This is a genomic window from Collinsella sp. LCP19S3_B7 (assembly GCF_052121795.1).
GTDB lineage: Bacteria > Actinomycetota > Coriobacteriia > Coriobacteriales > Coriobacteriaceae > Collinsella.
The window spans coordinates 172,371-194,962 of record NZ_JBQKDO010000002.1; the positions used below are offsets into that span (position 1 = coordinate 172,371).

Below are 22,592 nucleotides of genomic sequence, written 5' to 3' on the forward strand. Positions count from 1 at the left end.
GTATCAGCTGCAGAAATCATAGAGGAGGAGTCTGCCCATGCCGGGTAAAAGCCTAGAGAACATGCACGTAGCGGTCTTGGCGGGCGGCCATTCCGCCGAGCGCGAGATTTCGCTCAATTCGGGAAAAAACGTCGTGGTGGCCCTAAAGGAGGCTGGCTACACTTCGGTGGAGCTGCTCGATACGGCTGCCGATGATTTTATGGTGACTATGGCAACTGGCGATTTTGACGTGGCGTTTATCGCCATGCACGGCGCCGGCGGCGAGGATGGCGCCATGCAGGGAGCCATGGAGACGCTGGGTATCCCCTATACGGCGTCGGGTGTGCTCGCCAGCGCGTGTGGCGCCGATAAAGAGGTTTCAAAGCTTCTGTATGCCAAGGCAGGCATCCCCATTGCCCCCGGTTTGGCGCTTGAGGCGGGCGACGAGGTTGATATCGATCGCATCGTTGAGATTTGCGGCGAGCGTTGCTTTGTAAAGCCCGCCGTCAACGGCTCCAGCTACGGCATCTCCCTGGTACACGAGCCCTCTGAGCTGCCTGCCGCCATCGCCAAGGCCTTTGAGTACGGCGATAAGGTGCTGGTCGAAAAGTGCATCGAGGGAACCGAGATTACCGTAGGCGTCTACGGCGAGGATGACGTGCGCGCCCTGCCGATCGTCGAGATTCGCAAGCCTGAGGACTGTGAGTTCTATGACCTGGATGTGAAGTACGTCGATCCCACGGATATCCACCGTATTCCGGCGCAGATTTCGCCCGAAAACTATGCTCGTGCCCAGGAACTTGCCTGTGCGGCCCACAGAGCCCTCGGCTGTCTGGGCATTTCGCGCAGCGATTTTATCGTGAGCGAGGACGGCCCCGTCATCCTCGAGACCAATACGATTCCAGGTATGACCGATACGTCGCTGTATCCGGACGAGATCCGTCATACCAAAGACATGACCTTCCCGAAGGTCTGTGACAGTCTGATTCGCATGGGTCTCCGTCGAGCGGGCATTGCATGCTAATCGAGGACGCTGTATCTCCTGGAACGCCGCAGTTTGTCATTGATTCCTATGCAACGCTCGCCGAGCGTGCCCGCACACAATCGTTTGGCCTTATCGAGGAGGATGTTATCGTCCTCGATACCGAGACCACGGGTCTTTCGGTCCAGGACAACGAGCTTATCGAGATTTCCGCGGCCCGTCTTTCGGGCCGCGAGGTCGTTGACCGCTTTGACACGTTTGTGCATCCCAAGCAGCTGATCCCTGCCGAAATCACTAAGCTCACAAGCATCACAAACGCCGATGTGGCCGATGCCCCCTCGGCTGTAGAGGCCGTGGCAGCGCTCGCCGATTTTGTGGGCGGGTGCCCGGTTATCGCGCACAATGCCACGTTTGACCGATCGTTCATCGAATCGGTCAAGGGCGGTGTCAACGTCAGCGACATCTGGATCGATTCGCTGGCACTGTCCCGTATCGCGCTGCCGCGCCTGGCATCGCACAAGTTGTCCTTTATGGCCGATCTGTTTGGCTGCGACTCCGTGTCGCACCGCGCAAACGCCGATGTCGATGCCCTGTGTGGGGTGTGGCGCGTGCTGCTGGTTGCCCTTACGGACTTGCCGCAGGGCCTTATGGCGCGTCTGGCGGATATGCACGCGGATGTTCCTTGGTCCTATCGTCCCATTTTCTCGTTTTTGGCAGGTCAAAACCCCGGCTCGATTTTCTCGCTTGCCGCCGCCCGCGCCGACGTGCTCAAGGCCGATCGCGCCGATGATCGCGTGGATGCCGACGAGCTGCCGGTTCTTAACATGCCGAGTCGCGAAGAGATTGAGGCGGATTATGCCCCTGGTGGCCTAGTCAACCGCATGTATCCCACATATGAGCCGCGCGACGAGCAGATTGCCATGGCGCTCGAGGTGCGCGACGCGTTGGTTACGGATACGCATCGCGTGATAGAGGCCGGTACGGGCGTCGGTAAATCGATGGCGTATCTCGTGCCCTTTGCCGAGGCCGCCCGCCGAAACAACATTACCGTTGGCATTGCGACCAAATCGAATAATCTTGCCGATCAGCTTATGTACCACGAGCTGCCAAAACTCGCCGAACAGCTGGACGGAGGCTTGTCATTCTGTGCGCTCAAGGGATATGACCACTATCCGTGCCTGCGCAAACTCGAGCGCATGAGCCGAAGTCAGGCCGAGATTACCACCAAGCGCGATCCTGCCGACACGCTCACAGCGGTTGCGGTGATCATGGCGTATGTGTGCCAATCTGCCGATGGTGACCTCGATTCGCTCGGCATTCGCTGGCGCAGCGTCAACCGCCCCGACTTTACGACGGCCTCGCGCGAATGCGCTCGCCGCCTGTGTCCGTTCTTCCCCGATAAATGCCTCGTCCACGGTGCCCGTCGTCGCGCGGCGCATGCCGATGTCGTGGTCACAAATCATTCCCTGCTGTTTCGCAACGTTGCGGCCGAAGGGAGAATTTTGCCTCCCATCCGCCACTGGGTAATCGACGAGGCCCATTCCATCGAGCGCGAGGCGCGCCGCCAGTGGGCGCGCGTGGTCTCGGCAGACGAATCTCGTGTGCTATTTGAGCGCCTTGGCGGGTCGAGCTCCGGTGCATTGAGCCAGGTATCTCGTGATTTGGCGATATCCGAAGGCTCCACGCTTTATCTGGGGCTCACCGCGAAGGCGACGTCTACGGTCGCACGCGCGAGCATGGCACTCGCCGAGGTGTTTGACGGCGTGCGTGAGCTCGGCCGTCGCGCCCGCGGTGGCTATGACAGCGCAAATCTGTGGATTGGCCCCGAGTTGCGCGAGTCGGATGACTGGCATGACTTCTTGCAGTCTGCCAGCGCTGCTATCGATGCCCTGGAGCAGGCGGATAAAAATGTTGCCGCGCTGGTGCAGGCTGTCGCTGCCGATAAACCCGAGGTCGTCGTCGACCTGGGCGATATTTCGCGCCGTCTGCACGAGCTGGCCGAGAACCTCAAGCTCATCATTGACGGCACCGACGAGCATTATGTGTACTCGCTGCAGGTCAACCGCCGCCTACGTGCGGGCGGAGAATCCATGACCGCCGAGCGCATCGACATCGGCGAGGCCCTGGCGAACGAGTGGCTGCCCGAGGTACATACGGCCATCTTTGCCTCGGCAACCATGACGGTGTCCAAGAGCTTTGAGCACTTTAACCATGCCGTAGGCCTCGATCGCATCGCTGCTTCGGCATCCTCGTCACTACATCTGGATTCGAGCTATGACTTCGATTCGAACATGGCCGTAGTCGTGGCGGGGGACATTCCCGACCCTCGCGACCGCGAGGGCTATCTGTCCGCGCTCGAGCGCGTACTGGTCGATGCCCATCTTGCCATGGGCGGGTCGGTGCTCACGCTGTTCACCAATCGCCGCGATATGGAAGACCTGTACGCTCGGGTTGAGCCCAAGCTGGCGCGTGCCGGCCTGGAACTCAATTGTCAGCAGCGCAATACGTCTCCCCGTCGCTTGCGCGATCGCTTTATCAACGAGTCGACCTCGTCGCTCTTTGCTCTCAAGGCTTTTTGGGAGGGCTTCGATGCCAGCGGCGAAACGCTGAGATGCGTCATTATCCCCAAGCTGCCATTCTCGAGCCCCACCGATCCTCTCTCGTGCGAGCGCAATCTGCGCGAGGACCGCGCCTGGGTACGCTACTCGCTGCCCGAGGCGGTTCTCGAGGTCAAGCAGGCGGCCGGTCGCCTGATTCGTTCATCGACCGATTGCGGCGTGTTGATTTTGGCCGACCCGCGTCTGGTGACGAAGGGTTACGGCAAGAAATTTCTGACATCGCTGCCTACCAGCTCGTATCAGCGCATCGAAACGGCGCAGATCGGCCACTATCTTCAGTTATGGCGCCAAGCGCACGAACGCCATCGCTAAGAACGGAAGGCCATTGCCTCGGCGGCATCACATAGGCGCTTTGAAAGGGCGGGGTCGTCTGCGATGCGGATGGCTCCGCCCGCTGCGATAATCTGGCTAAACAGCCAGTTTTCGGAGCTATAGGAAACGGTCACGCTTGCCGTACCCTCCCCATCGGCTTTAATTGACCTGATACCTGCCCACCTCACGCGTTCTGCCATATCGAGCGGCATCAGGAGCTTAACGCTCTGGCTTGCCTGTGCAAGGGAATCGTGCAGGGACGTGGTTTCGGTCGTGTGACGCACGACGGAGTCCTCCGTCAGCAGAAGCTCCTCGATCTTGTCCATACGGTAGGAGCGCTGCCCGTCTGCCTCGACATCCCAGGCAATCAGGTACGTTTGGTCGCCGTTGGTCGTGATCTTTAGGGGGTCGATCAATCGCCTGCGTGGATGCTGGTCGTCCAGGGAGCGGTAGGTGACGAGGCATCGCACACCATCCTGAATTGCACAGCAGAGTTGCTGCCAATAAGATCCGCGGGCGACGGTATCGTCAACGCGTTGGTTGTATCCGAGTTCCGCCGGAAGGAGTGCGCGCCGGATGCGCGCCGCCGCGCACTCTTCGATTCCGAGCGACTCCAATTCATGGTTGAGTACGGCGCCCTCGGCGGCACTCAGGCGAAGCGGCAGCACACGGCCCGCATCGCCGATGAGAACCACACGTTCATCGCGGCATTCGCAAATGATGCGCGCGCCCGATTCGCGGTCTGCGAGCGTCGAGATGATGCCGATGATCTCGTCGAGCGAAGCTCCGGAGATATCGAAGCGACTGCAGATCTCGTCTCGCGTCATGCCCGCCTCGCCGGCGGCATAGAGTGCCTCCATAATGTCGATGGAGCGCGAGAGCCTTTGTTCGCTGGTGAGCTTACGCACGGCCATGAGCGCTCACTGTCCTTTCGATGAGGCGGTTCCACGCCTGCTTGAGTTCGTTGGGCGCTACGGGCCTCATACCGTCAACGCTGTGTTCCATGCAAAATGACGCCGCCGCATTCAGGTCGCGAACGTCAACGGTCCAGGTCCAGCCGTCTTTGGCGTGCTCGAGCCTTCCTCGCCCACGTGTGAGGCCGTGGACCATGTCGGATTGAGCTTGCGGAGCAAACGAGAAAGTTGCCGTGACGGGCTGGCAATCGGAGAAATCGAATTCAAAGAAGAGGTAATCGTTGAGATTGAAGTCTGCGGGAATGGCGTAGGCCCGCGATGGACGCCACGCACGAACGATGCGATCGCAGCGAAAGGTTCTGATTTTTCCGGTGGCGTCATCTAGGCCGCAAAAGTAGGCTGTTCCTTCGCGCTCGAACATGCCGTAGACGCAAACAGTGCGTTGTCGTTGCTCACCCCGTCCGTTTTGATACAAAAAACGCAGCGCGCATCGGTCGGCAAACGCGCTCCATACCGCATCGACCGTCGGCGAGTGAACAACGGGGGGCTCGGCCGTATTCGTCTCGCCGGTAAGATAGGCAATTTTGGAGCGTATGTCGGCGAGCGGGGTCGCAAAGGCCGAAGAGCCCGTGGTGAGGGTCTGATCGATAGCGTTTAGCAGAATGTCGGCATCGTCTGCGGTGATCAAGCCGCCCGCGGCAAACGTATGCTCACGGTCGATTGTCCAGGCGCTCTCCTCGGTCTCCTGGGCACCCGCGGCGCGAACTTCCTTGATCACAATGCCCCGTTCGAGCAGCTTGTCGCGGTCGCGGCGAAATTTTCGCTTATCCGAGTCGACGTTGCCCGATCCGTAGCCTAGGTCAGAATCCAGCACGATCTGCTCGGTAGTTAGAGGCTCGGGGGAACTGTTGAGGACAAAGAAAAGGTTGAGGATACGCTGGGCGGTTTTGTCGAAACCGGGTTCTGGCGCATTTGTTTTGTTTGTCGCGGTCATATCGCTTACCGTCATAGAATCCTCGCATGGGAAGGTTATTTGATGCCATGATTTTAATCCGATATGGAGATTAGGCTATATCCTTGTCCGCTCAGTGCGTTAAGATGCCCAGATTTCGGCCGATTGCGTTCGCTCGGGGTATACTTTCGACTATATACGGTTCTAATGTGCAAGCATTGGGCCTATTTGTCGGATTATGGATGTGGAGCGCACATGGCGAACACCCAGAACTATATCAATCATCTGCTACAGGGCACGGGCATCACGCCGGCGTGCAGCGAAGAAGAGCGTTTGGCTGCCGAGGATATCGCCCAGATCTTCCGCAATCATGGCTTTGATCCCGAAGTCCAGGAATTTAACGCTCCTGCACCCAGCAGGCTGGCATTTGCCGTCACAGGCATTCTGTCTTTTGCCGGTGCCCTGCTTATGGGTATTGGCGGCAGCATCGGCTTAATCGGTGTTCTGCTGGCCATCGTCGGTGCCGTGTTGTATGTGCTCGAGCGTACCGGTCGCCCTGTTATTTCTCGCCTGGGCAAGACGGGCGTGAGTCAAAATGTCATTGCCTATCACAAGGCCACAGGTCCGCTTGCATCTCCGCGCAACCGTCCGGTGGTTGTTGTCGCCCATTACGATTCTCCGCGTGCCGAGCTCCTCGCTCGCGAACCGTATGCGCCATATCGCGCGCTCATCGCCAAGATGCTGCCGGTCGCCACGATTGTCCCCGCTGCCGTCGCCATTCTGCGTATACTGCCGCTCCCCGGCGCTCTTAAGGTTCTGCTTTGGATCGTTGCGATCCTCGCCTCTCTTGTGGCGCTCGCCAACGCGGCCAATATCATTGCCAACCGTTTTGTTCTTCCCTATACGTCCGGTGCGGTCTGCAATAAGTCTTCTGTAGCCGCGATGCTCGGTGTCATGGATAACGTTGCCCCTTACCAGGGCGAAAACGAGTTCCCCAACGACATTCCGTTTGATGACTATTTTGGTGAGCAAAAGCGTCGTGCCGAGGAGATGGCGCGCGCGGCGGCTGAGTATGCCGCTGCCCAGCAGCAAAACGACTACGGTAACACGATCGAGTACGAAGAGCCCTCCTACACCGAGGACGAGTTTGGCCAGCCGGTCGCTCCCGAATCCGAGCAGGGCGAAGTTTTTGACGAACAGATCGATGGCTTTGAGGGTGCCTCAGCTGACGAAACCCTGATTGGTGTCATTGCTCCCGAGGCTCAGGCTGAAGCCGAGGTTGCTGCCGATCCGGTCGCGGATGAGGATGTCGTCGAGTCGATTGGGGCGCCCGCTGTCGCCGAGCCGAGCGAGCCCGAGCCCAAGCTGTATCGCAATGCTGCCGGTAATATTCGCTTTGGTTCTGATGCCATTCGTGCCTTGGGGATGCTTCCCGAGTCGTGCACGCTTGATTACGAAGAGGGCGAGGAGCCGACGATCGATCCCGAGCCTGCTTCGGTTGAACCTGTCGCCGCGCCTGCCGACGAGCCCGTCGTCGATACCGAGCCCGAGACGGAACCCGAGCCCAGCCCTGCACCCGAGCCGGACACCGCTGCACCCGCTCCGGTGGTTCAGGATGTGTACGACGATTCCGCCAGCGATTACGATGAGTATCCGCAGCGCGTTTCCTATGAGAGCGATACCGATTTTTCGGCCGATCTACCGGTCGCGACGCCCCATGCCGATATAGCATCTGCGTTCTCTTCGATTGGAGCCAGCGCTTCAAGCTTCTTTAAGGGCGCACTCGCTAAGGGTAAAAAACTTGTCGACGACCTTGAGGAAAAGCGTGCCGCTGCGCGCGAGGTGGCAGAGCAGGAGGCTATCGCCCACCAGCAGGCTGCCGAGGCCGAGCGTGAGCGTGCTGCGCGGGAATTTGAACAGCATGAGGCTGAGCAGCCTGCCGCGACGGAGGTCGCCGAGGCTACGACGTCCTTCGAGGCCCAGCAGCCAATCGACGCCACCGAAACGCTCGACGCCGCGAACTTCGATGCCACGATAACGTTCGAGAAGCAGGGTACTGCCATCGCCGAGCCCCTTTCTGTTTCCGATGAGTCCCAGGATGCTGCAGATGAGATCGAGGCGCCCGAAGCCGAGCCGGCTGAGAGTGTCGATGCCGAGCAGGTTGAGAACGTTGACGCCGAGCCGAACACCGCCGACGAGATTGAAGCCGAAGCGACGGTCGTCGTTGAGCAAGAAGAGACACCGGTGATTTCTAACGCCGATGAGTCCAGGCCGTACTCTACGCAGATCTTTACCATGCCTACCCCGAGCGATCCCGGCTCCACGGTTGCCAACCCCGCATCGGCGCAGGTCGAGACGGTTGATTCGCTCATGGCACAGATTTCGTCCAAGGCCGCACCGCGTCCGCAGATGAATATCCCCGATCCCGCTTCTGCTCCGGTGCCCACACCTTCTTCTTCGCCGCTTGCCTCGGTCCCCGATCCGTCGCTGCCCTCGATGCAGCAGGCCAACGTCGCATCCCGCACATCCCTCTTCGATCTCCCCGACCCCTCGGCTCAGGCCGACGATCCTTTCGCGACAGCTCAGGGGCCCGAGCCCACGTCGGCACCGGTTGCCCCCTCCATGCCCGTTTCTTCGGGCGCTCAGCCCATCGAAACCATCTCTGCTCCCGTCGCCAAGGAGGCAAAGCCTCAGAAGCGTGGTCTGGGCGGCTTGTTCGGACGCAAAAAGAAGAATGAGCAGAATAGCATGAGCGACTGGCTGGGCGTCGAGGATGACTACGATGCCAAGAAGTCTGGCCGCGGTATCGGCTCTTGGGATAACTTTGAGGACGATGATAACGGCTGGAAGGGCGGTGCCACCTCTTCTGACGGCGCTTCTGCCGAGGACATGCTTTCGGCTGTTGCCTCCATGGGTGATGACGAGCTGCTTGGTCACGATATCTGGTTTGTGGCAACGGGTGCCTCGGATTGTGACGGCGCCGGTATGAAGGCGTTCCTCGAAGCCCATCGCGATAAGCTGCGTGGTGTGTTCTTTATCAATCTTGAGTCCATTGGAGCCGGTAGGCTTTCGGTCGTGACGGTCGAAGGCGAGCAGCAGTTGCTCAAGGGTGATCGCCGCATCATGAATCTGGTCAGCAAGGTGTGCAAGTCGTTCCACGTTGATTGTGGCGCGTTTGAGATGCCCTATGCCAAGACCGATGCCTATGCCGCGCTCGAGGCGAGCCGTCGCGCCCTCACAATTGCCGGTGTCGATGGCCCGCGTCTTGCCTGCGCGCGCACCGAAGACGATTTGCCGTACAACGTCAACCCGACGAACATCGCTACGGTGTCCGAGGTTGTCACCGAGGTCATCCGCCGTTCGTAGCGGACCTCTAAGGAGTTAGCGTGTTTTCATACATCAAACGCCATTGGCCCGTCTATGTGGTTCTGTTTTTGATCGCCATCGCTATGGGTCTGGGGGCCGCATATATCGTGGGCGCTAAGGGGTCGACGCCCAGGTCCACGATGAGCGAAGAGGTGGAGCAAGAGCAGAGTTTGGGTGCCGACGGCATTTCGGATGGCGATCTGGAACTTGTTGACGGCGGGTCTGCGTCTACGGAATAGCCTTTGGTTACATACGCCAGATAACGGGCGAGCCGGCATATCGGCTCGCCCGTTATTTCTACCTACTCCTCTTTTGATGCCGAGCTTAGCCAAGTGAGCCAAATTGCTGTGCCACCGGCGGTCAATAATGCGGTGAGAAAAGAGATGATGGGTGCATTGCCCGTATTTGGAAGATCCTGCGGAATGGCGCATTTTTGAACAACACGATCTTTATCGTGCGACTCGAGTTTTTCGCCTCCTCCGTTGCGGCAAAGGTCAACACGGGCACTGTTGGCGAGTGCGGTTTGGGGCGTATAGGATGAGGTTGCACACATCCGGATGATTGCTCCGTGTAAATCCGATTTGAGGGATGCCGTCGCGTCGTCAAGGTCGTCATGCTCGTCTTTAAGCCCATTGCGATTCCAAGAATCGTTGTCGCGCCGGGTCGTAAAGTCTGCGGAAACCGAGCCATACTCAAAGCGAATCCCCGTGATAACATCGTCGTCCGAAAGCGTAAGGTCCTTTACTTCGAGGGTGGAAGACTCCGTGGTCGAGACATCGGCTTTCCAAAGACTCCAGCCATCGTAATCGACAATCCGCACATCCTCGCCCAGCCGCTCTTTGACCTCGGCTGTCTCGAGCCACGGGTTGGTGTGTTCATCGTCAAGTGTGGCGTTGGCCTTTTCCTTTATGTCCAACTTGTCTGCCGGTGACGTTCGATACCAAACATTGCAGAGCCCGTTTAAGTCGCCGACGGCGATCGGGGTTTTAATGGCGACAAGTTTGGCCGTGCCGTCTTTGGCACATTCGAGATCGTCGGTGACGGTGAACTCGTCGACCCAGGTGCTCGATTCGTTTTGAGCGTCGATGGTGTAGGAATAGGAGCCCTTACTGTCGGGTTGCGTCGCCGCCCGGTTTTTACCGTCGCCGTTCGCCACTGTTCCCTTTGCGGTTGGCCGCGCGATTTCTTGTCGCTTGTCGACGCTCCCCTTAATCTCAATCGGTGCATCCGTCATGGTTACGGCCTGGATCTTCCCCGTATCCTCGACTTCAAAGGATACGTCTTCAGCGAGGTCATAGGAGCGCGGGGACATTGTTTCGCGTAGGGTATAAGAACCGGGTTCAAGGTGCTCCACGCGATGGGGATGCTCGGATGATATCCAAGAATCAATCTCTGTTCCATCGGCGTCGCATAAGACCAGTCGGGCGCCTTTAACTTCATGCTTGCCTGTCATATCGACCTTGGAGAAATCGACCTTGGTGTAATCATTAGGCAATTCGATCTGCGACTCGACCACAGGGACCTTCTGGTCGATATAAGCAAGCTCAACGATATGTGCTGTCCGATCAAGTAGATAGCCGTCGGGAGACTGGGTTTCAACGACTTCGTATCGTGCCGTTCCGCAACCCAGCGAAAGATTGTCTACGCGAGCTTTTCCCTGTTCATCAGTTGTAACGGCGGCAACGGCTTCACCGGCAAGGGCGGCAATGTGGCCATCGGGGCAAACGATATCGTCGGCAGCGCGAATTTCAAACTTGGCATCAGATAGGGCACTGCCGTCTACTGCGTCAGCCTTCACGATCTCGATGCTTCCGGTTGCCGCGCTGTTGAAATACGAGACGGCGGCGATAGGCGTGAGATCTGCATCGGCAGGAATCGTCACCTTCAGTTCGTCGCCCACAAGGTAGGGCGCTTTGGCTGCGACTTCTCGTACGTAATATGTGCCCGGCTTGAGCGATTCTGGCAACGTGACGGTGCCGGTCGCATTGGTGGTAAAGGTGTTCATAACGTTGTGCGTCGGATACCAGCATGTTTGAGAGATGGGTTCACGGTTGCTGTTGAGCAGCTGAAAACTAAAGCCGGCAAGGGGGACGGAAGCTCCCGTCTGGGCATCGCGTTTGATGATTTGGAGATGTGTCGAAAGGGCGTGATTGTCCACTATGTACTGAAGCTTGGCTCCGTCGGCGATTTGCTCGGGCGCGATGGTCCAATCTTCTGCCCGCTTGAAGCCTGCGGGAACAGTTTCCGGGACCTCGCGAACGGTATAGCCCGCACGATCGTAGGGGATGGCTCCATGGACGCCGTCCGGTCGTGTGCCCGCGCCAAACCAGGCCTTGGGCTGGTCTTTGGTGGATGCGAAGCCATAGATATTTGTCGTCAATGTGCCTACGACCTGCTTAGAGCTGTTGCTGACGATTTCAAAGACGACGCCTTCCGCTGGCTGTTCTAATCCCGATTGCTCGCCGTTCCCGTAATCCTTGAACTTGGAAATCTCGATGTCAAACGCAACATGAATATTGGGGATGCGGCGTTCGAGCTCAACGACGCCCATGTCGTTTAGTTGATTGGGGCCGATCGTATAGGTCCAGCTGTCATGGGGGAGCAGGTAGCCCTCTGGAGCTTTCGATTCGTAGAGGGTAAAGGTTCCCAGGGGAATGCCGCTTAAGGTCGCCTGGCCATCGCCTTCGGTCGTGAAGGTACGCGTCCACCCAGGGGTAGATTGCGAGACACAGGTAAATTCGGTTTTGGCGAGCGAGGTTCCCGCCTGCGCTCCGGCATTCGTGGCGGCATCGGTTTTGACGACACGCAGCGTGATAGAACCTGGCTGCTCGTTGATTGTGACATGTCCGCCGCTCTTTCCGGTGGTAAAGGCAATGCGATCGCGTCGGGGCAGATAGCCTGTCGGAGCTTTGGTTTCGATTAGGTAGTATGCCGTGTTGGGCAAAAGTGTTGCCCGTGCACGACCGTTGCCGTCCATTTTGATGCTGCCGACGTGTTTGTCCGTGTTTTCCTCAAAGATGTTAAACGTCGCCCCACCTAACTGATACGTATCGTTCCCGCTGGTAATGACAGTGTCTGCAGATCTTTTTTCAAAGGATACGTTGATGGTGGGCAAAACGTAGAGCATATCCTGGTGCCGGCCTTCGTTAGAGACGGGTCCGTGATAGCGTCTGGCGCGATGCGGGTCGGCCTTAATATTTCCGGCTTTTGCGTTGTCGTAGAGCCAGCGCGCCGCCGCGACAACCTCGGCGTCTTGATCGAACTTGCCGCTTTTGGCAACGCCGGCGTTGTTTGTATACGCAAAAGAGCCATCGGGGCGCGTGGTTCCTTTGAGCATCCACACGGCAATCTGGGTTGCGGCGCGGGCGCGTTCGGCCGTTAGGTTATGGCCGCCAAATGATGTGGCGGAGGGGTATCCATGGCAGATGACGGCGGCAAACTCGTTGTCGAGCCATGTCCAACCCTGATTGTAGGTCCGCCAGGGTCCTCCTGGGCTGCTGGGGCCGGGGCAGTCTTGGTTCATGCAGTAAGAAATCGAGGCGTCTTGTGCCTCGTACTTGCCAATGCCAAACGGTCCGCACATATCGCTGATGGTGCGAAAACTAAGCGTATCGTTTCCATCGACGGCGCAGGCGGTACCAGGCGTGGCGCAGGCTAGAAACAACAAGAGGAATAGGAGCAGCGGTGCTGTTGCAATTGCGCTGTGGACAGAGTGCGTGGGTGCATTGGACATGGCTGCTCCTTATCCTTTGTGCGCCGCGCTGGGAGATTGCGGCGCGTGGGATGAGATTAGCGCCGGGGGTCATACGGGTAAGTACCGCGAGCTGACCAAGAACTTGCCAAGTTCCCAACAGATGGAGACCGGTTTTAGATAATCAAACAAAAGAGCAGGTAGAAGACGGTGTAAAACAGGTTACTCGAGTCCCTGTTTTCGCAATTCGAGCAACAAGAAGATGATTTTCCATGCGTAAAACAAGGGTTAGTGCCCTTGTATCAAACAAGACAACCGCGTTATACTATCCCCCACATATGCGGGCATCGCCAAGTGGTAAGGCATCAGCTTCCCAAGCTGACACTCGCGGGTTCGAGTCCCGTTGCCCGCTCCAGTTAAAAGTACAAGCACGGCACCATCACGGTGTCGTGCTTTTTTCAATAAAGCGCCGGGACTCGAACCCGACAGGGTGTGAGCGTTAAGCAAACGCGAAGCGTTTGTAGCGAGCAGGTGAAGGCGCCGACAGGCGCCTGAAGCCGGTGCGGATTTGCGAAGCAAATGCGCGGATGTCCCGTTGCCCGCTCCAAAAAAAATAAAAGCACGGCACCGCTGCGGTACCGTGCTTTTTTCAATAAAGCGCCGGGACTCGAACCCGACAGGGTGTGAACGTTAGGCAAATGGCAAAATGTTAGGTTAATACCTGCTGCCTATACTTGCACCTGCGCACGGTACAATGGTTGAGTTACGACCAACGTGCCAATAACCAAAAAGGAGCCGCTATGATCGATCGCTATACCCGCCCGGAGATGGGACACATCTTCTCCCTCGAGAACAAGTACGCCATTTGGCAGGAGATTGAGGTTCTGGCCTGCGAGGCCCAGGCGGAGCTCGGCAAGATCGGTATTTCTAAAGAAGAAGCTCAGTGGATCCGCGACCACGCCAACTTTGAGAAGGCGAAGGTCGACGAGATCGAAGAAGTCACGCGCCATGACGTCATTGCCTTCCTGACCAATATGAAGGAGTATATCGACGCCGATGTTCCCGAGGGCGAGCCTAAACCCAGCCGTTGGGTTCACTATGGCATGACCAGCTCTGACTTGGGCGATACGGCCCTGTGCTATCAGCTCACCCAGGCCTGCGACCTAATTATCGAGGACGTCAAGAAACTCGGCGAGATCTGCAAACGTCGCGCTTTCGAGGAGCGTAACACGCTCTGCGCCGGTCGCACTCACGGCATCCACGCCGAGCCTATGACCTTTGGTATGAAGTTTGGCTCTTGGGCCTGGGAGCTCAAGCGCGATCTGGATCGCCTTGAGGACGCTCGCAAGAACGTCGCCTTCGGTGCCATCTCGGGTGCCGTTGGCACCTACAGCTCCATCGAGCCGTTTGTCGAGGAGTATGTCTGCGAGCACCTGGGTTTGGTTCACGACCCGCTGTCCACGCAGGTTATCAGCCGCGACCATCATGCCTACCTCGCTGGCGTCCTCGCCACCACGGCGGCCACCTGCGAGCGCATTGCTACCGAGGTTCGCAATCTGCAGAAGACCGATACACTCGAGGCCGAGGAGCCGTTCCGCAAGGGTCAAAAGGGCAGCTCCGCCATGCCGCACAAGCGTAACCCCATCACCATGGAGAAGGTCTGCGGCCTGTCGCGCATCGTTAAGTCCAACGCCCAGGTCGCCTTCGACAACGTCGCCTTGTGGCATGAGCGTGACATTTCGCACTCTTCTGCCGAGCGCGTCGCCCAGGCCGATAGCTTTATCGCGCTTGACCACATGTTCCAGTGCCTTATCCGTGTTATCGATGGCCTCCAGCTGTATCCGGCTCGCATGATGGCCAACCTCAACAAGACCCGCGGTCTCATCTTCTCCTCCAAGGTTCTGCTGGCCCTCGTCGATACGGGCATTACCCGTGAGGACGCCTACGCAATCGTGCAGGAAAACGCCATGGCGACCTGGCATGAGGTGCAGGACTGCGTTTCCGGCCCCACCTTCAAGGAGCGCCTCGAGGCCGATCCGCGCTGCACCGTCAGCCAGGAGAAGCTCGACGAGATCTTTGATCCGTGGGACTTCCTCACCCGCATCGATACGGTCTTCGATCGTCTGGAGCAGCTGAGCTTCGAGTAGGTTCGGGCATAACGTTAGCTTTTTAGGGCGCTTTGCTGGTAATGTGTGTTGCCGGTAAAGCGCCTCGTTGCATTTATGGAAAGACGGGGATAATAGTCGTCTCGAATGACATTCTGAGAAGGAGATCGCATGATTTCGTTTGATTACAAGCCCCAGGGCGTGTGTACTCGCAATATTCACCTCAACCTTTCCGATGACGGCAGCAAAGTGCTGGGCGTTGAGTTTACCGGCGGCTGCAACGGCAACCTCAAGGCCATCTCTAAATTGGTCGAAGGTGTTTCTTCCGATCGTGTGATTGAGGTGTTGGCCGGCAATACGTGCGGCACGAAAAAGACCTCCTGTGCCGACCAGCTTACGCGTGCCATCGAGGCCGCGCGTGCCGAGATTGCCTAATGAGTATTTTTGATCGCGTTAAGAATGGGGTAACGCGCCGAGGATTTGTGTTGGGTGGTGCTGCCGCGAGTGCTGCCACGCTGCTTGCGGGGTGCTCGAAAAAAACGGGCACCAGCGATGATGCTGCCGGTGAGCCGCAGGTTATCAAAGATGATTCCAAGATCGTCTCGATTACCGAAGAGTATGAGGCCGTCGACATTGATCTTAAGCCGACGGCGTCGTGGACGTTGCCATTGGGGACGCTGCTGTACTACTGCGATGGAGGTTACGCTGCGGCGATGATGGCGCCCGCATCTGCGCTGCATGCCAACACGCTTGGCGTGTTCAACATGGGGGACGGCTCACTCACCACGTTGATTGACGATCCTGTCGAGGGTTCCGGTTATGCGTTTTACGACGTTCGCGCCACCGATAGCGTGTTTGCGTGGGTTGAGATGAACTACGCGAATTCGTCGTGGAAGCTCTATGCGCAAACCCTGTCGGACGCGGCGCTTACTGGTAATGCCGTTGAGCTTGATCGCGGCGGTGAGGACTACGACCCTCCGCTGTTTACCGCCTTTGACTCGTCGGTCATCTGGTACAAGATGCCTTCGACCGGTGGCAATAAGACCGGCAGCGATTCATATTGCTACCGCCGTTCGCTCGATGAATCTAAAGCGGAGGCAATCTGGAAGTCGACAGGCCGCTTTGCGTCTGCACCGCGCGTGAGCGATGGCATCCTGACTATCTCACCCCGCGTGCGCAATGACGAGGGCGTCTACTACGGCATGACGGCGATCGACCTGACGGACGGCAACAATACCAAGAGGGCTCAGCTGGTCCTTCCTTCGTCGGTGTCACCTTTCGAGGCCGTATATATGGGCGATACGTTTGTGTTCTCCATTGAGGCGACCTATGCCGGCGTGGGCGGCCTGGGCAATATGGGTACCTACATTGGTAACGAGGGCGGCCCGTATCAATTTCTATCGCGCGAACCGCTCGCGTGCGCCGCCGGCAGGAAGGGCAAATATCTGGTTAAGGTTCAGGCATCGCATTTTCTGATCGATACCTCCGCTAAAACCTATGGTTCGCTGCTGTCGCCCGACCGCGCTCTCGAATATGGCGACTATCCAGCTACGGCGGGAAAATCGAATACGTTTTTAACCTATGCCACGGTGCGTAATAGCCAAGGAATTCCCGAGACGGTTACCGCTCGCCTGTTCTCTCTTTAGCGCCGAGGGGTTAAAAAGGCGCCAACGGGGGAATAAGCCCATTGTAACCGTGAGTACCGCCCGCCGAGCTGTCGCGCCCATGCGATGCCCGGTGGGCTCAGGTGCGTTAAAATGGGCTTGTTCTGAGCTAATTGAGACAGGGGGGCCGTGTTATGGCTTCAGATGCAAAAAAGATTCTGCTGGTCGAGGACGAGAAGGCGATCCGTGACGCTGTCGCTGCCTATCTCGAGCGCGAGGGCTACTGGGTTGTTGGCGTTGGCGATGGCCAGTCTGCGATCGAGGAGTTCGAGAAGCACCAGTTCGACCTGGTTGTGCTCGACCTTATGCTCCCCAAGATCCCCGGCGAGCGCGTTTGCCGCACTATCCGCGATACCTCGGATGTGCCCATCATCATGCTTACCGCCAAGGGCGAGATCGAGGATCGCATCATCGGCCTCGAGCTTGGTGCCGACGACTACCTGATCAAGCCGTTCTCGCCGCGCGAGCTCGTTGCCCGCGTTCGCGCCCTGTTCCGTCGTGCTCACCAGGCAGACGAGCCCGCCGTTGAGGTGCTCGACTTTGGCGATCTGGTCATCGATATCTCGGGCCACAAGATCTTGGTCGAGGGCAAGGAAGTTGATTTGACCGCTTCCGAGTTTAAGCTGCTCACCACGCTTGCTCGCCATCCCGGTCGCGTCTATAACCGTATGGAACTGGTCGAGAAGGTGCTCGGCTACGACTTTGAGGGCTACGAGCGCACCATCGACAGCCATGTGAAGAACCTTCGCGCCAAGCTGGGCGACGACCCCAAGAAGCCTAAGTGGCTCTATACCGTTCACGGCGTCGGTTATCGCTTCGAGGCTCCGGCCAAGACCGATAAGTCGGACGAGAAATAGGTAAATCACATATGACACCTGCGCGCTTTGAAATCGGACAAAAGCACAAGCAGGAGAACGAGGCGGGTTCCAAGGCAAGTTGGAACACGCCTCGTTCCGATTCACGGCCGGCGATGAGCTATCCCTCGCGTATGGCTTTGGCTTTTGCCCTGACATCGCTCATGACGGTATTGGTGCTGGTGGGCGTTGTCTCCGTTGTGTGGGGCACCGTCTTTTCGGATTACACGCGCTCCAATATCGTCGAGATCGCCAATTCTGCTGCCGAAAAGCTTGCGACGTCGTATGAGGAAAACGGCAATTGGACTGCGGGCGAGCTGCGCACGGTCGCGACATCGAGCTTGGTGTCCGACGACCTGGGTATGCAGGTCGTCAACAAAAAGGGCGTTGTCGTTTATGACGACTCATGGCCTTCGGCAAGTGCGACCGCCGATGTGCGCGAGAGCGAATTACCGTCGAGCAGCTCGAGCGGTAAAAAGGCCTCGCATAGCCCGGTCTCGTCAGCGCCCACCGACTCCGATAGCGTTGCCAACGTCGAAATCGTTACGTCCTCTGGTGAGCATGTCGGACAGGTAAAGCTATGGGCTATCGGCTCCGACGCTCTGCTCACTAAGGCAGATTCTGCGTTTAGGGAGAAGACTTTTAACGCCATGGCTCTTGCCGCGGTTGTTGCAATCTGCATCTCGGTCGTTATCGGATCGCTCGTGTCGCGCATGCTTACCAAGCCGATTCATCGTATTACGAGCACAGCCAAGCAAATTCGCGACGGCGATCTGTCTGCTCGTACGGGCTTGCGCGGCGATGACGAAATCGACCAGCTGGGTGAGACCTTTGACGAGATGGCCACCTCGCTCGAGAAAGATATGAAGCACGAAAAGCGCCTGACCTCGGATGTCGCACACGAGCTTCGTACACCGCTCATGGCCATGCTTGCAACGGTCGAGGCCATGCAAGACGGCGTGTACCCCACCGACGACGAGCATCTGGAGACGGTCGCTTCCGAGACGCGTCGCCTCGCTCGTTTGGTGCAGCAGATGCTCGACCTATCGCGTATGGAAAACAGCACGGCTCCGCTCAATCTCGAACCGGTGGACATGGTTCCGTTCGTGCGATCGATTGTGAACGGCCAGGAGCGTCTGTTTGCCGACCGCGACCTTCGCCTTCGCTTTGCAGATGAAACCCAGGGGCACGACGATGTCGTCGAGGCCGATCCCGACATGATCACGCAATGCGTCATCAACCTCATGAGCAACGCCATGCGCTACACCCCCGAGGGTGGTTGGGTCGTAGTGTCAGTGCTCAGTGACCGCAAGCATGTCAGTATTGCCGTTTCGGATACCGGTATCGGTATTGCCAAGGACGATCTGTCGCGTATCTTCGGACGATTTTGGCGCGCCGATGCCAGCCGCGCCCGCGAAGCTGGCGGCCTGGGCGTCGGCCTCGCCGTAACTAAACAGATCGTCGAGCGTCACCATGGCTACATATCCGTGGAGTCGGAGCTTGGAAAGGGTACGACTTTTACGATTCATCTGCCCCGCGAGCACACGGCGGACGCGGCATCTACTACAATGGAGCACTAGCTTTTCGCTATTCGGTGAAGGAGGGACCGCGTCCCTGCCGCTCCGAGTTTGCGAAAACGTGCGGTAAAGAACCCGCATTTCTGTCGTATTTAGGTAAGGAGTGACTCACGTGACAACGATGGAGCGTCGTCCGGATTCCCGTGGCAAGGTTCGTGATATCTACGATGCCGGCGAAAACCTGTTGATGGTCGCCACCGATCGCATTTCTGCGTTCGACTTTATTCTTCCCGACGAAATTCCGTTTAAGGGAGAGGTGCTCAACCGTATCTCGGCGTTCTGGTTCGACAAGTTTGCCGATATCGTCCCCAATCACCTCGTCTCCATCGATCCGGCGGATTTCCCCAAGGAGTTTGCCGAGTATCGTGACTATCTCGCAGGCCGCGCCATGCTGGTTAAGAAGGCCCAGACGATTCCTATCGAGTGCATCGTCCGCGGCTATCTGACCGGTTCGGGCAAGAAGACCTACGACGAGAACGGCACCGTCTGCGGCATCCAGCTGCCTGAGGGCCTGACCGAGGCCTCCAAGCTTCCCGAGCCGCTGTTCACCCCGTCCACGAAGGCCGAGATCGGTGATCACGACGAGAATATCTCGTTTGAGCGTTGCTGCGAGATCGTTGGTGAGGACATCGCCACGCAGATCCGCGATCTATCTCTTAAGATCTACAAGGCTGCCGCCGAGTATGCAGCGACCCGTGGCATCATCATTGCCGACACCAAGTTTGAGTTTGGTGTCATCGATGGCAAGGTCACGCTGATCGACGAGTGCCTCACGCCCGACTCCAGCCGTTTCTGGCCTGCCGCCAGCTACGAGGAGGGTAAGATTCAGCCTAGCTACGACAAGCAATTCGTCCGCAATTGGCTCAAGGCCAACTGGGATATGACGGGGGAGACCCCGCATCTGCCCGCCGAGGTCATCGATGGCACGTCCGAGCGCTATCGCGAGGCCTTCCAGATCATCACGGGCTCCCAGTTTACAAGCATGAAGGAGAACGCGTAAGTGAGTACCCGCAGCGCCACGAACAAGCGCACGCAATCCCACGAGGTTACCGGGGTTGCGCGCAAGTCCGCCGCATCCGCCAAGCCAGCTCGTCAGGCAGCGAGTTCTGTTCGCGTCGTGCCGGCATCATCCAAGGCACGTCGCAAGGAGCTCGAGAAGGGCGAGAGCCTCGAGGGCCTCTCTAAAGAGGAGAAGCGCGCCCGCAAGGCTAAGCGGCGCGCCAAGGAGGACCGCATCTACACGGTGTCGAGTATCCTTCTCAAGCAGGATGAGGACTACACCAAGCGCCGCCGCATCTGGTGGGCCGTGCTTACTATCGGCATGGTGCTCGTCGTGGCCATTTGGTCTTCGCTGTACTTCGCTCCCGCTGGCATGGTGTCCAGCCCCGTCCAGATGGCCGGCATTGTTTTGTCCTACATCGTCATTCTGGGTGACTTCATCTACGACTTCGTGCGCATCCGTCCCTTGCGTAATATGTATCGCGCGCAGGCCGAGGGCATGTCCGATAACAAGCTCAACGCTATTATCGAGCGCTCGGCTGCCAAAGAGGACAAGAAGGCCTCCAAGAAGAAGTAGTAGCGTTACAACCTATAGATATCGCTAAGATATAAGGCGCGTCGTTTTTTGCGGCGCGCCTTTTTACTGTCCTGTAGATAGATGGAGTGGCACATGATTCGAGCTGCCCTGACGGTCGAAGAGGCTCTGGAGGGTATGAAGTCCCTGGAGCCCAAGATTAGAAATTATGCGCGTCTCGTTGTCCGCAAGGGCGTCAACGTTAAGCCCGGTCAGGAGGTCGTCGTTCAGTCTCCCGTCGAGTGCGCGTCATTTGCGCGCGTGGTGGTTGCGGAGGCTTATGACGCCGGTGCCGGTCACGTGACGGTCATCTGGGCTGACGATGCCGTGACGAGGCTTACCTACGAGTATGTCGAGAAAAGCTATTTTGAGCAGACTCCCGAGTGGAAGCGCATGCAGCTGGATTCGTTGGCTCAGGACGGAGCCTGCTTTATCTTTATTGAGGGCACGGACCCTGCTGCCCTCAAGGGCATCGATCCCGCTAAGCCTGCCGCAGCTTCTAAGGCGAGGAACATGCAGTGTAAGGTCTTCCGCCGTGGACTGGACTACAACATTAACCCGTGGTGCATCGCCGGCGCTCCGGTCGCTGCTTGGGCGCGCGAGGTATTCCCGGGAGACGCCGATGAGGTTGCAGTCTATAAGCTGTGGAATGCGATTCTGCACACCGCTCGTGCTGATGGCCAGGACCCGGAGAGCGACTGGGAGCTCCATGACGCCACATTCGAAAAGAACCTGCGCTTCCTAAACGATAATCAATTTGATTGCCTGCACTACACCGCTTCGAATGGAACTGATCTGACGATTGGAATGACGAAAGGCCATGAGTGGGCCGGCGGCAAGGGAAAAACTCCCGACGGTCACCCTTTCTTCCCCAACATTCCCACCGAGGAGGTCTTCACCTCGCCCGATCGTATGCGCGCCGACGGCATCGTGTACTCGGCTATGCCGCTCATTCACCACGGCAATAAGGTTGACGATTTTTGGATTAAGTTCGAGAACGGCCGCGTAGTGGACTATGACGCTCGCGTGGGTAAGGCAACGCTTGCGAGCATTATTGAAACCGATGAAGGTGCTGCTCATCTGGGCGAGGTCGCGCTTATTTCCAAGAACACACCGATTCGTGAAAGCGGCATTCTATTCTACGACACACTCTATGACGAGAACGCCAGCTGTCACCTTGCGTTGGGTGTCGGTTTTCCCGAGTGCATCGAAAGCGGGTATGACATGTCCAAAGAGGAACTTCTGGAGCATGGCGTCAACGTTTCGAGCACGCACGTTGACTTTATGATTGGCACGGACGACATCGATATTACGGGCATTACACCTGATGGACGTGAAATTGTGATTTTCCAGAACGGCCAATGGAGTTGGGAATAGTCTCAGACCGTGGTACAATGCCATCCGCGGGCCGTTAGCTCAGCTGGCAGAGCAGGGGACTTTTAATCCCAAGGTCCAGGGTTCGAACCCCTGACGGCCCACCATAGAATAGAAAAGCGACTGGCGGATGCCGGCCGCTTTTTTGTTGCCGGTGCACGGGTTCGAACCCGATCTTCTCTATATATAAGGACGCCTGGCGGCCAAAACCAGCCTTTTACCGACAGGAAACCAAAACCAGATGCCGTTAGAGTAAAGTAGCGCACCAGAGATGACCGATACCTCAACACCTATAAACCAGCTGGTCATCGCCAATACCAGAAGCCGATGCTTCAGATATGACTTCAGTGGAACAGCTGAAGGATCAATTTATTTGTGAACAAAATATGGAGTGCGTGATTCCCGCCCCCGGGGCCCCTCCGGTCTGGCAATATATCTCCTTGCCGCGCGGCCCGGTCGGACCGGGAACCGGCGCAGGCGTGCACCTTGAGAACCGGATACTGCGAGGATGGACACACCAGATGTGTCGCATCCGGGCAGACATCGAACCATTTGAAATGGTCTGACTTGGATTCGTTTTTCGCAAGGCCGCCGAGAGGCGGCCCCGAGAAATTCCTTTTCCTATCAAACA

Annotated in this window: 15 protein-coding genes and 2 tRNA genes; 14 read left to right on the plus strand and 3 right to left on the minus strand. The window is 57.8% G+C overall.

Features of this window, described 5'->3' with window-relative positions; translation table 11 throughout:
- Window positions 1-37: 37 nt before the first annotated feature.
- Together ACTQW0_RS01695 and ACTQW0_RS01700 are read left to right on the plus strand one after the other, a co-directional pair.
- Window positions 38-1,003 (plus strand): D-alanine--D-alanine ligase family protein, encoded by a 966-nt coding sequence (locus tag ACTQW0_RS01695; protein ID WP_441566633.1) that lies wholly within the window; start codon window positions 38-40, stop codon window positions 1,001-1,003.
- Entirely contained in the window at window positions 997-3,891 is a 2,895-nt protein-coding gene (locus tag ACTQW0_RS01700) for a helicase C-terminal domain-containing protein (RefSeq protein WP_441566635.1), read from the plus strand. Before ACTQW0_RS01695 ends, ACTQW0_RS01700 begins: the two co-directional genes overlap by 7 nt.
- Here ACTQW0_RS01700 and ACTQW0_RS01705 read toward each other — a convergent pair.
- Window positions 3,888-4,805, minus strand: a complete 918-nt coding sequence (locus ACTQW0_RS01705) for a helix-turn-helix transcriptional regulator (protein ID WP_441566637.1) — start codon at window positions 4,803-4,805, stop codon at window positions 3,888-3,890. The two genes, ACTQW0_RS01700 and ACTQW0_RS01705, sit on opposite strands and share 4 nt — an antisense overlap.
- Window positions 4,792-5,814: a helix-turn-helix transcriptional regulator gene (locus tag ACTQW0_RS01710; protein WP_154516810.1), complete on the minus strand. Its 1,023-nt coding sequence runs from the start codon at window positions 5,812-5,814 to the stop codon at window positions 4,792-4,794. Before ACTQW0_RS01710 ends, ACTQW0_RS01705 begins: the two co-directional genes overlap by 14 nt.
- 198 nt (window positions 5,815-6,012) lie before the next feature.
- Between ACTQW0_RS01710 and ACTQW0_RS01715 the strand changes: the two genes are divergently transcribed.
- Both ACTQW0_RS01715 and ACTQW0_RS01720 read left to right on the plus strand, forming a co-directional pair.
- Window positions 6,013-9,123 carry a hypothetical protein gene (locus ACTQW0_RS01715; protein WP_441566639.1) on the plus strand — a complete coding sequence of 1,037 codons (3,111 nt, stop codon included), beginning with the start codon at window positions 6,013-6,015 and terminating at the stop codon, window positions 9,121-9,123.
- A gap of 20 nt (window positions 9,124-9,143) precedes the next feature.
- Complete coding sequence (locus ACTQW0_RS01720) at window positions 9,144-9,362, plus strand: hypothetical protein (protein WP_427729007.1); 219 nt, start codon at window positions 9,144-9,146, stop codon at window positions 9,360-9,362.
- A gap of 62 nt (window positions 9,363-9,424) precedes the next feature.
- Here the strand turns inward: ACTQW0_RS01720 and ACTQW0_RS01725 are convergent, their stop codons facing one another.
- The gene (locus tag ACTQW0_RS01725; RefSeq protein ID WP_441566641.1) at window positions 9,425-12,856 is read right to left on the minus strand and encodes a SpaA isopeptide-forming pilin-related protein; all 3,432 of its coding nucleotides are present in this window, start codon (window positions 12,854-12,856) and stop codon (window positions 9,425-9,427) included.
- A gap of 298 nt (window positions 12,857-13,154) precedes the next feature.
- Here ACTQW0_RS01725 and ACTQW0_RS01730 point away from each other — a divergent pair.
- From ACTQW0_RS01730 to ACTQW0_RS01775, 10 genes are all read left to right on the plus strand, one after another.
- Window positions 13,155-13,229: transfer RNA gene (locus ACTQW0_RS01730), tRNA-Gly, on the plus strand.
- Window positions 13,230-13,614: 385 nt separating this feature from the next.
- The gene (gene purB, locus ACTQW0_RS01735; RefSeq protein WP_427729011.1) at window positions 13,615-14,961 is read left to right on the plus strand and encodes an adenylosuccinate lyase; all 1,347 of its coding nucleotides are present in this window, start codon (window positions 13,615-13,617) and stop codon (window positions 14,959-14,961) included.
- Between the two features lie 129 nt (window positions 14,962-15,090).
- Window positions 15,091-15,354: a TIGR03905 family TSCPD domain-containing protein gene (locus tag ACTQW0_RS01740; RefSeq protein WP_427717875.1), complete on the plus strand. Its 264-nt coding sequence runs from the start codon at window positions 15,091-15,093 to the stop codon at window positions 15,352-15,354.
- The gene (locus tag ACTQW0_RS01745; protein WP_441566643.1) at window positions 15,354-16,565 is read left to right on the plus strand and encodes a hypothetical protein; all 1,212 of its coding nucleotides are present in this window, start codon (window positions 15,354-15,356) and stop codon (window positions 16,563-16,565) included. The genes ACTQW0_RS01740 and ACTQW0_RS01745 overlap by 1 nt, the downstream gene beginning before the upstream one ends.
- Window positions 16,566-16,717: 152 nt before the next feature.
- Window positions 16,718-17,440, plus strand: a complete 723-nt coding sequence (locus tag ACTQW0_RS01750; protein ID WP_006236208.1) for a response regulator transcription factor — start codon at window positions 16,718-16,720, stop codon at window positions 17,438-17,440.
- Window positions 17,441-17,451: 11 nt separating this feature from the next.
- A complete protein-coding gene (locus tag ACTQW0_RS01755) occupies window positions 17,452-19,017 on the plus strand; it encodes a sensor histidine kinase (RefSeq protein WP_154516828.1) in 1,566 nt (521 codons plus the stop codon).
- Window positions 19,018-19,135: 118 nt separating this feature from the next.
- On the plus strand, window positions 19,136-20,014 hold the full coding sequence (locus tag ACTQW0_RS01760) for a phosphoribosylaminoimidazolesuccinocarboxamide synthase (protein WP_154516897.1): 879 nt from the start codon (window positions 19,136-19,138) through the stop codon (window positions 20,012-20,014).
- The gene (locus ACTQW0_RS01765; protein ID WP_427717870.1) at window positions 20,015-20,590 is read left to right on the plus strand and encodes a hypothetical protein; all 576 of its coding nucleotides are present in this window, start codon (window positions 20,015-20,017) and stop codon (window positions 20,588-20,590) included. It begins immediately after the preceding gene.
- A 93-nt stretch (window positions 20,591-20,683) separates the two neighbouring features.
- Entirely contained in the window at window positions 20,684-21,964 is a 1,281-nt protein-coding gene (locus tag ACTQW0_RS01770; protein WP_441537028.1) for an aminopeptidase, read from the plus strand.
- A gap of 28 nt (window positions 21,965-21,992) precedes the next feature.
- Window positions 21,993-22,068: transfer RNA gene (locus ACTQW0_RS01775), tRNA-Lys, on the plus strand.
- Window positions 22,069-22,592: the final 524 nt, after the last annotated feature.